This window comes from Paenibacillus sp. cl123 (assembly GCF_900101595.1).
GTDB lineage: Bacteria > Bacillota > Bacilli > Paenibacillales > NBRC-103111 > Paenibacillus_G.
The window spans coordinates 229,215-244,436 of record NZ_FMYY01000002.1; the positions used below are offsets into that span (position 1 = coordinate 229,215).

The 15,222-nt window shown below is 53.5% G+C and carries 13 protein-coding genes; 8 read left to right on the forward strand and 5 right to left on the reverse strand.

The window, feature by feature from the left end; translation table 11 throughout:
* Positions 1–43: 43 nt before the first annotated feature.
* Both BLR08_RS05110 and BLR08_RS05115 read right to left on the reverse strand, forming a co-directional pair.
* A complete protein-coding gene (locus tag BLR08_RS05110) occupies positions 44–2,716 on the reverse strand; it encodes a phosphoenolpyruvate synthase (RefSeq protein ID WP_072327576.1) in 2,673 nt (890 codons plus the stop codon).
* A 52-nt stretch (positions 2,717–2,768) separates the two neighbouring features.
* On the reverse strand, positions 2,769–3,338 hold the full coding sequence (locus tag BLR08_RS05115; protein WP_072327575.1) for a TetR/AcrR family transcriptional regulator: 570 nt from the start codon (positions 3,336–3,338) through the stop codon (positions 2,769–2,771).
* A 235-nt stretch (positions 3,339–3,573) separates the two neighbouring features.
* On the opposite strand from BLR08_RS05115, the gene BLR08_RS05120 reads away from it, so the two are divergent.
* Positions 3,574–4,347, forward strand: coding sequence for an NAD-dependent epimerase/dehydratase family protein (locus BLR08_RS05120; RefSeq protein WP_072327574.1), 774 nt, complete (start codon positions 3,574–3,576; stop codon positions 4,345–4,347).
* 73 nt (positions 4,348–4,420) lie between these two features.
* Here the strand turns inward: BLR08_RS05120 and BLR08_RS05125 are convergent, their stop codons facing one another.
* Positions 4,421–5,578 carry an MFS transporter gene (locus BLR08_RS05125; RefSeq protein ID WP_072327573.1) on the reverse strand — a complete coding sequence of 386 codons (1,158 nt, stop codon included), beginning with the start codon at positions 5,576–5,578 and terminating at the stop codon, positions 4,421–4,423.
* Positions 5,579–5,770: 192 nt separating this feature from the next.
* On the opposite strand from BLR08_RS05125, the gene BLR08_RS05130 reads away from it, so the two are divergent.
* The 6 genes from BLR08_RS05130 to BLR08_RS05155 all read left to right on the forward strand — a co-directional run bounded on the left by BLR08_RS05130 (position 5,771) and on the right by BLR08_RS05155 (position 11,307).
* The gene (locus BLR08_RS05130; protein WP_072327572.1) at positions 5,771–6,451 is read left to right on the forward strand and encodes a PspA/IM30 family protein; all 681 of its coding nucleotides are present in this window, start codon (positions 5,771–5,773) and stop codon (positions 6,449–6,451) included.
* A 49-nt stretch (positions 6,452–6,500) separates the two neighbouring features.
* Positions 6,501–7,532: a TFIIB-type zinc ribbon-containing protein gene (locus BLR08_RS05135; RefSeq protein ID WP_072327571.1), complete on the forward strand. Its 1,032-nt coding sequence runs from the start codon at positions 6,501–6,503 to the stop codon at positions 7,530–7,532.
* The gene (locus tag BLR08_RS05140) at positions 7,529–8,338 is read left to right on the forward strand and encodes a TPM domain-containing protein (RefSeq protein ID WP_072327570.1); all 810 of its coding nucleotides are present in this window, start codon (positions 7,529–7,531) and stop codon (positions 8,336–8,338) included. The genes BLR08_RS05135 and BLR08_RS05140 overlap by 4 nt, the downstream gene beginning before the upstream one ends.
* 18 nt (positions 8,339–8,356) lie before the next feature.
* Complete coding sequence (locus BLR08_RS05145; protein ID WP_072327569.1) at positions 8,357–9,346, forward strand: SPFH domain-containing protein; 990 nt, start codon at positions 8,357–8,359, stop codon at positions 9,344–9,346.
* A 127-nt stretch (positions 9,347–9,473) separates the two neighbouring features.
* Complete coding sequence (locus BLR08_RS05150) at positions 9,474–10,019, forward strand: RNA polymerase sigma factor (protein WP_072327568.1); 546 nt, start codon at positions 9,474–9,476, stop codon at positions 10,017–10,019.
* On the forward strand, positions 10,012–11,307 hold the full coding sequence (locus BLR08_RS05155) for a DUF4179 domain-containing protein (protein WP_072327567.1): 1,296 nt from the start codon (positions 10,012–10,014) through the stop codon (positions 11,305–11,307). The genes BLR08_RS05150 and BLR08_RS05155 overlap by 8 nt, the downstream gene beginning before the upstream one ends.
* Before the next feature lie 89 nt (positions 11,308–11,396).
* Here the strand turns inward: BLR08_RS05155 and BLR08_RS05160 are convergent, their stop codons facing one another.
* Positions 11,397–11,957 (reverse strand): TetR/AcrR family transcriptional regulator, encoded by a 561-nt coding sequence (locus BLR08_RS05160; protein ID WP_072327566.1) that lies wholly within the window; start codon positions 11,955–11,957, stop codon positions 11,397–11,399.
* 160 nt (positions 11,958–12,117) lie between these two features.
* On the opposite strand from BLR08_RS05160, the gene BLR08_RS05165 reads away from it, so the two are divergent.
* Positions 12,118–13,050, forward strand: a complete 933-nt coding sequence (locus tag BLR08_RS05165) for a DsbA family protein (RefSeq protein WP_072327794.1) — start codon at positions 12,118–12,120, stop codon at positions 13,048–13,050.
* A gap of 131 nt (positions 13,051–13,181) precedes the next feature.
* Here the strand turns inward: BLR08_RS05165 and BLR08_RS05170 are convergent, their stop codons facing one another.
* Positions 13,182–15,185: an AraC family transcriptional regulator gene (locus BLR08_RS05170; protein WP_072327565.1), complete on the reverse strand. Its 2,004-nt coding sequence runs from the start codon at positions 15,183–15,185 to the stop codon at positions 13,182–13,184.
* Positions 15,186–15,222 lie beyond the last annotated feature (37 nt).

Genomic DNA, 15,222 nt, shown 5'->3' on the forward strand with positions numbered 1-15,222 from the left:
CATGCGAAAGACTGAAGGAGCCCTGTCCGGGCTCCTTCGCCGTTTAAGGCCCGTTTGCGCTTATAAGCTCCACGAACCCGTTCGTGCCGTCCAAGCGGATATATGCGCCGTCGGGAATAATTTCCGTTGCTTTCTCAATGCCGACAACGGCAGGGAGACCGTATTCGCGGGCAATGACGGAGCCATGAGTCATCATGCCTCCGACCTCGGTCACGAGTCCGACGATGGAGGTGAAGAGCGGTGTCCAGCCCGGGTCCGTGTAGGGCGCCACCAAAATTTCCCCGGGATTCAGCTTCGCATCCTCGGGCCTGAGAATCACCCGGGCTACGCCTACTACAACGCCTGCCGACACCGGCGTACCGATGATCGCTCCCGCAGGCGCCTTCGCATCGCGCCGTTTGCCGGAAATGATCTCGCCTTCGCTCGTCATTACCCGCGGAGATTTCAGCTGCTGATTCCGTTCATGCTGCCGTTCCCTGGCTTCTACGATATCCGGTACCATCCCTGTGAAGCGGTGCTCCAGCATAAGAATAAGCTCTTCGAGCGTCATATAAAAGACATCTTCTCTGCGCCTCAGTGCGCCCAGTCGGACGAGAGCGTCCGCTTCCTCCAGGATGGCGTCTTTGTATATCGCCATCAGCCGGATCAGCGTGAACTTATGATGCTCCCGCATCCCCATCAGGTTGCGGTACAGTGACACTAACCGGGCGACTTTGCGCTTTGCGAGCCCGCCAAACGCCGCGACGATTTCGGCCGCGGCCGCTTCCGCCTCCCGGGCGCCTTGCTTGAACTTGGCTCGATGCTCCCCGGCCGCCGCCGTCCGGAGGTTGCTGATCAGAGAGGGGACAAGCTGTGTCGGATCTTCCGACCACCGTGGCTTGGTAATATCGATCTCTCCGATGCAGCGCATGCCGTATTTCTCCAGAAAATGCTCCAGCTCGCCTATAAATTCCCGTCCCCCTGGCAGTTCCTGCAGTCCTGCGTAGAAATGCTCCGGAGTCGCTTGCTGTAAATAAGCGATAACCTCGGGATTATCCCGGATCTTATCGGCGAGATCGCCCATGTCCTGGCCGATCTCCGTCGTCACGTTGCCCGGGAGCGACTTATACAGCTGATTCAGCAAGGTTCCCCCTCGGGCGGCTCCAACCTTTCGTTTTAAAGCCCGGTCAAGCGTCATAGAGGCGATAACGCCCGCGATCAGAAAGACGACGACTTTGGAGATGACCTGCGGCAGCATCGTTCCCATAGCAAGCCGGATCAAGCGAATCCGGTCCGCCCCGGAAGCTTCGGCCATCGTCCGCTCGGTGTTCGTGACGAGCTCGTCGATTAAGGCTTCAGCGGCTGCGCGTGCTTTCCGGGGGTCCTTGTACAGCAGCTGGCCCAGCACTTTGCCTGCGACCGGAATCACGATGGGGGCGATTTTTCTCATCGCCTGAAATATGTTCCGCTTCGGGATATGGACGCTCCGGAATGCTTCTCTCTGCACGACTTCAGACATGGCGGATGCCATTAACTCGTCCATGCCCTTCATAACCTTCAACAGCCTGTGCCGGACTGGCCGGAAGGCAAGCAATCCGGTAATATCGGCAAACGCTCTGCCGCCCGCCTCCCGGATAAACGGATTCTCCGGGGAAGCGGGGTCCTTCTTGATGAAATTAGGAATATAGCTGAGCAGGGAGATGGCCAGAGGTTTCATCGGATCGGTCATCATCTGGATATAGCCGAAGTTAAGATAGACGCGGAACCTATCGTCAGGAGCAGAGGGCAGCGGATACAACGATGTGATAGGGCGGCTCTGCAGCACGTAAAACGTACCGTCGGCATATCCCCACTCGATGTCCTGCTCGGAGCCGTAATGCTGCTCGATCTGTTTTCCCAGTCCGGCGAGCAGGAGGATTTGCTCATCCGTCAGCGCCTGCGCATGCTGCCGATCCGGAGGGATCGGCAACGTAATCGTTCCTCCTTCTGGGGCTGAATAGACGGCGAGCTCTTTTTTCGCAATCTGTTTTTTGACGATACGTCCTGCCTGCACCTGATATAAATCTGCGGTGACGATTCCCGACACGAGAGCTTCGCCAAGTCCGAAGCTGGCATCGATCGAGACCGTTGCGCGGTGCCCCGTGATCGGGTCGGCTGTAAACAGGATGCCTGCCACCTGCGGGAAAACCATCTGCTGAACGACAACCGATAACCATACCGAGCGGTGATCGAAGCCGTTCCGGGCACGGTAGGAAATGGCCCGGTCGGTGAACAGGGACGCCCAGCATTGCTGTACGGCGTGAAGCAGCGGCTGCAGGCCGCGCACATTCAGATAAGTATCCTGCTGCCCTGCGAACGAGGCGGAGGGGAGGTCTTCGGCCGTTGCGCTGGAGCGTACCGCATAAGCCCGGTCTTTGCCGGCGCGCTCCCATGCCTGCTCGATGGCCGATTGAACTGCGGACGGCATCGCCACCCGGGCGAGATGCGCGCGAATTTGTTGGCCGAGTAAACGAATCTGCTCCAGATCGTCGTAACGGACCTGCTCCAGGCGCTCGAAGAGCTCATCCAATTGCCAGCTCGTTTGAATAAAGCTGCGGTAAGCGCCGGTTGTTACGCAAAAGCCCGGAGGGACCGGCAGTCCGGCCTTGGTCATTTCGCCCAGATTCGCTCCTTTTCCGCCCACCCGCGGCAAATCGCTTCTATCGATTTCGTTGAAATTCAGCACGTAGCGCTCCATCGCCAAGGCCACCTCGCTAGGTTAATGTCCACTCATGAATCCTACTGGAAACTTATGCTTCCTCTGCAGCAGATGATGCGATACCGTTACAGAAAATATCGAGGAACAGGTCGACCGCTTCGTCCGCAACAAAGCGATTTTCGGACAGGACGATAGCTTTCATGCATACCGACAGCACCTCCGCTGTCAAGGGAACAGGCATCTTTCTGGCTAGGCCCCGCTCTTGGGCGCTTTGCAGCAGCTCACGCAGGCTTTGCTTCGTTCTGGCGCGCAGATCGTTGTGCCGGCTTGCCAGTGCCGGGAGATATTTCTCGATATCCATCAGGAACAAGGGACCGAACCTGGTAGAATCGTCCTTGACATGTTTTAAAATTTCTTTAATCGCCAGTATCGGATTAGACTCGGTTTGCCTGGACACGCCGATCACATGATCGACTCGTTGGATCGTTTCTTCGACCACGACATGAGCGATATCCTCTTTGCCTGCAAAATGCTGATAAATTGTCTTTTTACTAATGCCCAGCTTCTCCGCCAGGTCCTGCACGGTCACACTCCGATAGCCGCGAGTATTAAACAATCCGCGAGCCGCCTGCAAAATACGTACACGATAAATAGATTCCATATTCGCCTCTTTTCATCTGGTCCTTTAGAAACTGAGGAAACTGTCATGTTGCTTTGTGGTTTCCATTATACGTAGTTGCTTTGTTGGATGTCAACGAAGCAGGGAGCAGCCGCGAGGTTTCATGCCGGACTTTCCTGTTTTTGCCGATAGAGCTGCCGGGAATGGGTAAACATAAGGGAGGGCCTGCCGCAGCAAACGGCAGACAAACATCCGGCTTACGGGAGGAGAGATCGAGATGGGCAAGCGAATTCTGATAACCGGCGCTTCAGGAAGAATCGGCAGCTGTTTGTTGAAAGGGCTGCAGGAGACGGGACGCTATGACATTGTAGCGGGCGACATCGAGGCTGATGCCGAGAGGGGGGGCGTCAAATTGGATGTTACGGACGCTTCGCGCCTGCTGGAGCTGACGAAGGGGATCGATACGGTGCTGCATATCGCCTGGGCCAAGGACGAGGAAGATTTTCTCGGCAAGGTGCTGCCCATCAACGTGACAGGAGCCTATCATCTATATGAAGCAGCCCGCAAAAACGGCGTGAAGCGCATTGTTTTCGCCAGCTCCAATCATGCGACCGGCTACTACAAGGTTGGCGAGGAGGTAGAACCGACCGATCCGTACCGGCCGGACAGCTTCTACGGACTCAGCAAATGCTATATCGAGCTGCTGGGGCGCTTGTATGCGGACAAGCACGGCATCTCCTCCATCAACATGCGGATAGGCAACTTTCCGGGAGACGACCGCCCGCATTCGGAGCGGGCGAAGCATATTTGGATTTCGGAGCGGGATATGGTGCAGCTGAGCAAATGCTGTATCGAAGCGGACGAGCGCATCAAGTTTTTATGCTTGTACGGAACCTCCGCCAATTCGGATAATTACTACAATATTGACGAGCTGGAGGATCTGATCGGCTACAAGCCGCAGGATGATGCCAGCCGTGTGCTGGAGGAGGAGCAGGCGGGAAGAGAGCGGCTGAAGAAAGACGAGACGGCGTATCAGGGCGGCGTGAAATAGCGAATGGCGCAGGGACGGGCCCCCCTTGATGCCGGCTCTGCTGCCCCAAGGGCGGGGCAGCCGTCGCTGCGCCTTACGAGTCGGGGGCCGTGCCGCGCGAGCTGTACAGCCGGCATAAGACAACTCCGAATAAAGTGCCTCCCAGCGATAGGGAGGAGATGCTTAGAAACAGCGTCCGGCCTCCGAACCCTTCGTACAAGGCTCCGCCCGCGTAGGACGCCAAAATCCCCGATACGCCGAAAAATAGCAGAGCCAGAACTGTTTGCCCGGTAGCTCTCCATTCTACAGGCACGATTCGGTACAAATACTGTATCGCGGTGGAGTAGAACACCGGGAAGGTCAGCACCTGCAATATCTGCAAGTAAGCCAGCAGATGGGGATCGGTGATCCACGCCGACAGAAAAAAGCGCAGGAAGTAAAAGCCAGCCGCGATGGTGATGATAACCAATTCTTTCCCTTGGCGCATCCACCAGAAGCTGAGCGCGAATACGAGAATCTCGCTGCCTGCGGCCAGAAAGGTGGCCTGACCGACCAGCTCGGGACTTCCGCCGAGCTCGCGGATGTAGACGCCGAGGAACGTATCATTCATTCTGGCGGGAACGGAACAGATAAAAACCAGCAGCAAAAACAGCAGCGTCTCCCGGCTGCCGAGGAACTGCTTGAGGCTGCTCCAGGTAACAGGCTTGCCCGTTGACGGCGCGTCCGGCATCAGCCAGCCCAGGATCAGACAGAGAACGGCCAGACCGCCAAACAGCCAGGACAGGCTGTGCGCGCCGAAGTACGACATCACATAGCCGGTGAGCAGGGCGGCAACTGCGTAGCCGAGCGCGCCGAACGTGCGGATGGAGCCGTAACTGATCCCGTTCGCCTCAGCGACGGTGAAGTTTAAGCTTTCCGCGAGCGGATCGATCGGCATCAGGCAGAAATACAGCAGCAGGGCAAATCCGATCAGAGGCAAGTAGCTATCCGCGGTAAACAGCATATATCCCGTCGCTGCTGACGCCAGCAGCAGCAGAACAAGAATCAGGCGGACTGTTCTCAGCTTGTCGCTGATCATGCCCCACAGGGGCTGAGCCACGAGCGTGACGAAGCCGCCGGTGCCGACGATCAGGCCGATCTGCGACGGCTGAAGCCCCTGCTCGTTCAGGTAGATGGGCAGGAAAGCGATAAACATGGCAAGCAGGGAGAAATAAAGAAAGTTAAAGCCTTTTAACAAACGGGATGCACGCATATATAATTCTCTTCCTTATCTGATAGGGTAACTGCCTGTGATTGCGCAGGCAGCCTTGTTATTGTACCACATTGGCCTTGAAAAGCTACGCCGGCCGACGCTCGATTGTCATCCCTGGAATAAACAGGCTATACTTAGAAGCATGACCGAGAAGCGAACGTCAGGCAGAACGCAAAACGCAGGGAGGTTCTTATGGGGATTATTTCGAGATTCAAGTCGATTATGGCCAGCAACATTCATGCGATCTTGGACAAGGCGGATGACCCGGAGAAGACGATCGATGACTTCATGCGCAGCATGAGCAGCGACCTGGGGCAAGTGAAAGCGGAAACGGCCGCTATGCAGGCGGAGGAACGCAGAGCCAAGCGGGCTCTTGACGAAGCCAGCGCCGATATCGGCAAGCTGCAGCGGTATGCCGACAAGGCCGCTGAATCCGGCGATGAAGACGCTGCCCGGAGGTTTCTGGAGAAGAAGGCGGAGCTATCGGGAAAAACGGCAAGCCTGCAAGCTGCCTACGATCAAGCCGCCACGAACGCCGGTCAGATGAGGCAAATGCAGGATAAGCTCGCGGCGGATCTCGGCGCGCTGGAAGAACGCCGTACCCGGCTGAAGGGTACGCTGGCGGCAGCCCGGGCTCAGCAGAAGGTGAATGACCTGGGCTCCCCGCTGACCGGAAAGCACGGAGTGTTCGAGGAAATGGAGAAAAAAGCCAATCTGGCGTATGAGGAAGCCATGGCTATAGCCGAGCTGAGAGCGGAACCGGCTGACACGCTGGATGAGGAGCTTGCCCGGTTAGACAAACATCCGGATGAAGGCGCGACATCGGAGGAGAAGGCGGCGGAGGCTCCACTGAGAGGGACGAAGAAGGAATAACCGTTTCGTTTTTAGCGTTCCCAGCGTTCTTAGCGGAAGAGGTGAGCAGATGCAGGTGATCGAATACAAATGCCCGAATTGCGGCAGCAGCATGGTTTTCGACAGCGCGACCGGGATGTTGTCCTGCCACAGCTGCGGGAGAAAAGACAATATTGAACAGATGCCCGATCCTCTGGCGAAACAAACCTTTAGCGAGGATGAGGCGCAGGAATATCATTGCTTAAGCTGCGGCGCCGTCATCATCACCGATGCGGAGACGACGGCAACCGTCTGCAGCTTCTGCGGGTCCGGCGTTGTACTCGGAGACCGGTTGACGGGCAAGCTGGCTCCGGCCAAGGTGATCCCTTTCTCCATCGGCAAGCAGGAAGCGATCCAGGCGTTCAAGAAATGGTGCAGGAACGGACGGCTCACGCCCGCCGGATTTATGACCGCAGACCGGATTAAAAGCATGACGGGGATGTATGTCCCTTTCTGGCTGTATAATCTGGACAATCATATCGAGGTTCAGGCTCAAGGCACAAAGGTAAGGGTCTATACGCAGGGGGATTACCAGATTACAGAAACCCAGCATTTCGAAGTATACCGGAAGATCAGGCTGAACTATGCCAAGGTGCCGGTCGACGCTTCGGAAAAGATGAAGGACGAACTGATGGATAAGCTGGAGCCGTTCCCTTACGATCAGCTGAAAACGTTCAAAACGGCCTATCTGGCCGGCTTTATCGCAGAGAAATACAATCAGACCGACGAGGAGCTGCTCCCCAGGGCCAAGGAAAAGATCAGCGACTATATCGAGGCGTATATCCGTTCCTCGATGGCTGGCTATACCGCGGTAACCTATACGGGCAAACATATCGATACGCGGGCCAAACATACCGACTACGTGCTGCTCCCGGTGTGGGTCGTTCACTACGATTACAACAAGCTGGAGCATACATTCGCCATGAATGGCCAGACTGGCAAAGTGGTCGGGAAGCCGCCGATCAGCAAGGGGAAGGTGGCGGCCTGGTTCGCGGGCGTTTCCGGCTGCTCGCTCTTGTCGCTGAAGCTGATCTCCTGGATGATGGGAGGGGGATTCTGGTGAAAAGGCATAGACGCGCACTGCCGGTTGTACTGCTGCTGCTGATGGTTATCGGGCTGGCCGTTCCCCTGATGCTGATGGCGGAAGAAAGCGCGGCGGCCGCGGAGTCCAAACGGCTGATCTATGACGATGCCGGGCTGCTGAGCAGGCAGGACTACGAAGAGCTGAATGCCATGGCTAACCAATATGGGGCCGAGAGGCAGACGGATATTATGATCGTCACCTCCAAGAATGCCGAGAATAAGGATGTTATGCGCATGACCCAGGATTTCTACGATGCCCGGGCGCCCGGCTACGACAAGCCCCATGGCAACGCGGCGATTTTGATGGTCGATATGCGCAATCGCGAGGTATATCTGGCCGGCTTCTACAAGGCGAAGGAGTATCTGGATGACGGCCGGCTGGACCGGATACGGACGAGGATCAGCCCGGCTCTGTCGAGCGGCGACTACAGGCAGGCTTTTCAGACCTACATTTTGACCGCACACCGTTATATGGGCTTTTCTCCGGGGGTAAACCCGGACAATATCTTGTTCAACCTCTGGTTTCAGTTGGCCGTGTCGCTTGTGATCGGCGGGGTGACAGTCGGCACGATGGCTTATCATTCGGGCGGGCGGGTAACCGTACAACGGCAAACTTATGAGGATGCAACGAACTCCGGGGTCATCGATCAGCAGGACCACTATATCCGCACCACGATGACCCGGCACAAAATTGCGAAAAGCAGCTCAGGAGGATCGGGCGGCGGCGGTGGCGGAGGCACGACCGGGGGCGGTCATTCGCATAGCGGGAGCAGAGGGTCATTTTAACCGAAGGGACGGGATGGTATGGTATTTTTCAGAAACCAATTCGCTGATGTTGTGGAATGGGAAGAATTCCGGGACGATATGATTTTCTGGAAGTGGGGCAACCGGGAGATCAAGAAAGGCAGCAAGCTCATCATCCGCTCCGGACAGGACGCGATCTTCGTCAATAACGGCAAGATCGAAGGCATTTTCGAGAATGAAGGGGAATACAGCATGGATTCCCAGATCATCCCGTTTCTGTCCACGCTCAAGGGCTTCAAGTTCGGCTTCAACAGCGGGATGCGGGTGGAAGTGCTGTTTGTCAATACGAAGGAATTTACCGTTCGCTGGGGGACGCAAAATCCGATCCTCATCCCGACGCCTCAGCTCCCGGGTGGGATGCCGATCCGGGCCAACGGCACATTTAACTTCAAGGTGAATGATTATGTGACCCTTATCGATAAAATAGCCGGCGTGAAGGACAGCTATCTGGTCGAGGACGTCAAGCTGAGGATCACCTCGGTGCTGGATCAGCTGCTTATGAAGTGGATCAGCCGGGAAGGGAAGGATATGTTCAATCTTCAAGCGAACGCTTCCGATATCGCCCGGGGCATCCGCGAGGATCTGGATATGCAAATGATGGACAACGGGATGACGATTACCGGCTTCCAGGTGATGAGCTTCAATTATCCGCCGGAGATCCAGGCGATGATCACGAAAACCGCCTCCCATGAGATGATCGGCAATCTGCAGAAATATCAGCAGGTTTCGATGACCGATGGCATCGCATCCGGCAATGTGAAGGGCGGGGGCGCCGCTGCGGATATGGCCGGGATGATGATGGGCATGAATATGGCCGGTGAAATGCTGAAAAACATCAATCAGAGCCAGCAAGGTGCGAAGCAGCCGGCCGATCCGGAACCGGCGCCTTCCTCGTCTGACAGCAAGCCCAAGCCGAAGTTTTGCCCGAACTGCGGGCAGAAAACCGATGGCGCGAACTTCTGCTCGAATTGCGGACAGAAGCTGGGATGAGAGCGTGACATAGGCGAAATAAGCGAACCTTTAGAGATGTGGCTAAAGGTTCGTTTGGCGTTCAGGGAAAAGCTGCGATGAACTTTTTAGCGGGGTCATGACTCTTATAGGGGATGGAGGTGAAGGCATGGATGTCGTTCGATTGGTGAAACAAGCGAAAAAGGGAAGCAAGGAAGCGCTGCTTCAGCTGATCTTATCCGAGAAGGATGCCTATTACAAGCTTGCTTTCACCTATATGGGGAATGCTCCGGACGCTATGGATGCGATGGAAGATATGATCGTCCGCTTATATGAAAATATCCACCGGCTGCAAAAGGACACAGCCTTTTACAGCTGGAGCAAAACCATTCTGGTGAACAGCTGCAAAAGCATGCTGAAGAAACGAAACAAGCTCGTGCTTATGGAAGATTGGCCTGACGCCCACCCCAAGGAGCCGGAGCCCGCATTCATCGGCGATCCTTATAAGCGCAGTGACGAGCAAATGGACATTGAAGCGATGTTTATTCATATCAATGAGCATCAGCGGGAAGCGATTCAGCTTAAATATATCCATGACCTCGATTATCAAACCATAGCCGATATGACCCAGGTATCGATTGGGACTGTGAAATCACGAATCTTTCAAGGCTTGAAGAAGCTAAGAGCTCGTTATGGGGGGGATTCCGATGAATGACATGAAGAAGTGGCTGGCCGACGAGAAGGCTCGCACAGATTCGATCACAGCGCCCGCAGAATTGGAATCGAGGTTAAGAGCGGCCTTGGACCGTGCCAAGCCTGTTCGCAGGAAACGGGTGCGGCCGCTATGGAAGGCCGGAGCTGTCGCCGTATTGTTCGCCGGCATCATAACCGGTGCGAATTATAATGCCTTTGCTTATTACGGCAAGCAGTTGTTTGGCTTCGATGCCTTGATGAACGGCACGTTATCGCGGCTGAACGATGAGGGAATGGGGCAGCTGATCGACAAGAAAACCAGGCTGGCGGACGGAACAGAGCTTACGATTCACGGTATTATGGCCGATGCCAATCAACTGGTGTTGTATTACACGTTAACCAATCCTGCGGGTCTTAGCGAGGCGCATACCGAACAGTTCAGACCGTTTAAAATCAACGGATTTTTGACTCATTCCAATGCGGAGAGCGGAACGACAATTATGAATGAGACACACACGGAAATGAAAGGAACGATGACCTTCGAGAGCGTAAGTCCGTTTGCGAAGCAATTGACCCTGCACTATTGGGAGTTTGCTATGGACGGTCGGATGACGGAAGGGACGCTGGCTTTTCCCTACAATCCCAATCAAGCGCTGCAAAGCGCGATCAAGCAACAGATCGGACAAAGGATTGCCGTTGATCAAGGCAGCGTTACGTTCCACTCGGTCACCGCTACGCCAACGATGACGGTCATCCGCGGGACGATGAAAGTGGACAACTGGAGCAGGGTGCAGAATCCGCTGCGCGGAATCGAATTACTGGCCGATGATATGCCAATTGCCTTAATGGCCAGCGGAAGTCAATCTTCGCCGCTTGGCGGAATCAAATTCGACCTGCGCTTCGATACATTGCCCAAACAGTTGCATTCCCTGAAGCTGGTCATGAAGGAGTTTGTCGGCTATCAACGGCTGGACGAGCAAATACCGCTGGCTTCCTTGGGCGATGAACCGATCAAGCTGAATGGGAAGGAACTATGGCTGAAGAAAATAGCCAAAACTGCAAACGGACTGGAGCTTACTATCGCTACGGCTGAGGATGTCATGCTTGACGGAGTGTCTATAGGGACGCCGCACGAGAAAACGCCTTTAAAAACAACGGTCAATCAGACGTTCGTCAAGCAGACGGACGGCAGCATGCTCAAGGAGCGCGTCTTGCAGTTTGAGACCGGCCTCGAGCCCGAATATCTGTTTATGGAGGGTATGCATTACATGAAGACCTACGATAAGGAGATTGAGATTCCGGTGAAATAAGGAGCGGGGAGGGAACTACAACCCATCTCAATAAGAGGAGCCCTTGGCCATCCGAGGGCTCTTTAGTTTTGCAAGAAAAACGCTCCCGCTTAAGCTCTATCGATCCCTGTTCTTATATATGGAATTGCTAATTTTATAAATTGTTCCGGCGACGTCTCCTGACCGCTTCTTTTCCATTGGACAGAAGCCCCGTAAATTCCCCAGCTTAATACGACAGCTGTAATCTTAAGTGCTTCATCCTGTTCGGCTTTATGTTGTTTTAACAACATTTTGTAGAAAATGATTTCGAGCTGTTCCCGGATAATTCGGGCAATGGTATCCTCATAACCTCTGTGGCATCGAACGGATAGAGATTTTTGGAAATTTGTTACGGCATGGAAGATGCTGACGAAGGCTTCTTCATTTAACTCGTCATTTTGGTAAAAATCATAATTCAAATTAACCAGCAACACTTCTGAAAGCACCTTTTCTAATAAGTCATAAATATCTTCAAAATGATAATAAAAAGTCGCACGATTAATCATGGCTTCAGTCGTTATATCCTTAATGGTAATATCCTTAAATTCCTTTTTTTCGGAAAGTTCAATGAAAGCATCCATAATTAATTTGCGAGTACGCTGAACTCGGGGGTCTGTCTTGGATTGGGTCATGTGGTTAACCTCCCACTTTTTAAACAAATTCTTGAATGTGTTGGATACACGACAAATCCGCCGAACTATTGGTGTTGATGATTGTTATTATCAATTAAAATTCAATCATAGGCAAATAAGCATGGCAAATAAACCGAACATGGAAATGAGGAAGAAAGAAATGGCGAACAACACTAATATGGTTTGTGATCTAAAGACGGGGGTATGCGGCGCGGCCGGAGACGAGATCATGGAGGTTATTGATTTTAATCATTCTCCCAAAGCGGTTCATCTTTATTATGTGACCGATCCTATATGCTCGCATTGCTGGGCACTTGAACCTGTCCTTCGTCGTTTCGTAGAGCAGTATGCAGGTTACTTGAAGGTTCATACGGTTATGGGCGGATTGCTGGAGAAATGGCATGGCGGGCCAATCGACCCGGCTAACGGAATTCATAAACCAGCTGACGTAGCTGTCCACTGGAGAGAGGTTGGACAATATTCAAGAATGCCTATCGACGGAACTTTAATGATTGATAATCCGGTTCAATCCTCCTACCCGCCTTCTCGTGTATGTAAAGTGATTCAAAAAAAGCATACGGACGCTGCCGCACTTGAATATTTGCGCCGGACAAGGGAAGCTCTCTTCGTATATAACCAAAATATATCGGATACATCCGTTATGGTTGACATCGTAAATAACCTCGGTCTTGATGGAGAAGCCATTGTAAATGAAGCTGAGGGAGCTGTTGGCCAACAATTACTGCTTGAAGATTTTGGTCTGGTCCGAAGCTTGGGTGTCCGTGGTTTTCCGACTATTATTATGACCCATGAGGAAAACAAAGGAGTTAAAATCGTGGGCAGCCGTCCGCTGGAATCCTATATAGACGGTTTGAAAAAAGTTCTAAACCTTCAAGAATTGCAGCCGAAGCCACTGCCTCCTCTTTCCAGATTGCTTGGAAGAGAAAAGCTTCTTTTCTCTAAAGAAATTGAAGTCATGTATGATCTTGACCAAGCGGATGTGAGCGCATTTATTGAAAGAGAGCTTTCGCCCGAAGATTATGATAGGAATGAATTTCTGGGAGAATGGTATATTACACTGCTAAATAAATGAAGGAGACTTATGTAAAAGGGAAGCGAAAACTCACAGGTTTCGCTTCCGGCAGCGGCGTCTTCCCTGAGAAAAAATACGGGCAGACGGGTTGTCCCATCTGCCCGACCGGAAGGGGCGAAGCGCCGATGCTTCTACTTCAAGCTAGCTTCAAACACTTCGACGATCCGCTTAATTCCATATAAATTGCCTTGCGGCGAAAAGCTGAACAAATGCCACTCTTTCCCGCCGTTTTCGTGACCGATCGGAAACACATTGTTGTTTTTGAACGCCCTCATATTCTGGAAAACGGGATGATTCATCAAATCGTCGAAAGCTTTGCGGGATTGCTCCTCGTCATCGAACAATTGCAATAAAATGTAGTCCGGGTCATACTCCGGAAGCTTCTCCATCGACACGACAAGCTGCGACTCCCCGTCAAGATCGACGGTCGGCGGCTTTAATCCGAGAGCGTTGTACAAAATGTCGGCCCGCCCGTTTTTCATGCCGATCGCTTTATAATCTTTACCGTTCACCTGCAGCATCAGGACGGTTCCGTCTCCGACGATGCTCTGCAGCCGCTGCCGGGCGTCCGCCACGGCCGCATCGTAGTCGGCCAATAGCCGCTTGGCCTCCTCCTGCTTGCCCAGCACCTCGGCGAGCATCGGCAGCGTCGAGCGCCAATCGGTATCCTCGATGACGACAGTAGGGGCGATTTTGTTCAATGCGTCGAATGTTTCGGCGGCTGCCCAGCTGGAGGCGATGATCAAATCGGGATCGGCGTCCAGCATCGCTTCGAACGGCAGCTCCACGCCGCCGCCAAGCTTGATGACATTCTTGAAATCCTCTCCCAGATAGGAAGGAAATTCGTCATTGTTGTTTTGCGCGGCAATCGGCGTCACCCCCAGCGAATGCAGCAGCTCCCGGTATTCGATCGGAATGCCGATGATTCGCTTCGGCTCTGTCGGAATTTCGATGTCCCCTTTCAGCGAGCGAACGACTCGCGTTTGCGGCGCGCCCGTTTCAGCACCTGTCGTTGTTTCGTTTTGCGCGGTCTGACCTTGCGTTGGTGCCGGACTTGGCGAACCTGGATTGGCCGGCGCCGCCGACGAGCATGCCGATACAAGCAGCATAAGGCTAAGCATGGCCGACAACACGAATTCCTTGCTTCGGATCTGTCCAAACATGGCGATTTCCCCGTCTCCTGTAAAATGGGCTGGTCTCACTAGCCATTTCCCATTGTAGAGATCATGAGAATCATTATCAATATCATTATTACGCAAGCCGGGTATCGTTTTTTTGCGGTAATCGCTTGGCGTCATTTTGTAATATTTTTTGAACATTCGGATCAGGTTCAGTTCATCGGTAAAGCCGCAGCCGACGGCGATCTCCTTGATTGTGGCCTTGGTGCGAAGCAAATGCCGCTTGGCGGCTTCCAGCCTCTTCTCATTTAAATATTCCTGCAAGCTTTTTTGCTCGCGTTTTTTGAATAACCGGCTTAATTGGCTTCCGCTGATCGGGAACATTTCGGAAACCGTCCGAAGCGAAATCGGCCGCATGTATTGCTCATCCAAGAAACGCTTGGCCGAGGCGACAAGATCCGGCTGAATGAAGCGAACATGTCCTTTTTCCAAATTCGCGTAAAGCTCATAGACGAGCTGATAAAAGGCCGATTTCACATAAAACTGATTCATCGGCGGCTCCTGTTTCCAGCGATCGTACATGCCTTGAAGCTTGTCGACAAAAAAAATCGGATTTTCCGGCGAGAACCCGTACACCTGCATAAACGGGTTGGTGTGGGCGAGCAGACGTTGAAGCTCTTTTTTGTAAAACGGCGGTTGTTCCGCTTTGTACATGACCATGTAATATTCCAGCCAATCGCCGGCCGGCTCAATCGATAATAACGTTCCTTTGCCGCCGTGAAACATGGCGAACCGTTCCGTCGCGTACATCGTATCGTTGAGCTGGACATTCGCCGGACCGCCGCAGATGTAGACAAACATGCTTGTCGGCATCCGATAATGGAGCATCGTTTGACCGGCAGCTAGCAAATGGTAGCGAACGTCTAATAACGAAACAGAGGAGCGCGCCCATAGCCGGACGGCATTTTCCATCGTTACTTTCGTAAACGTGCCGCCGGGGGCTGTTCGTTCTGGCATGTGCCGCGTCACTCCTTCAATCCGTGCAAATTGCCGT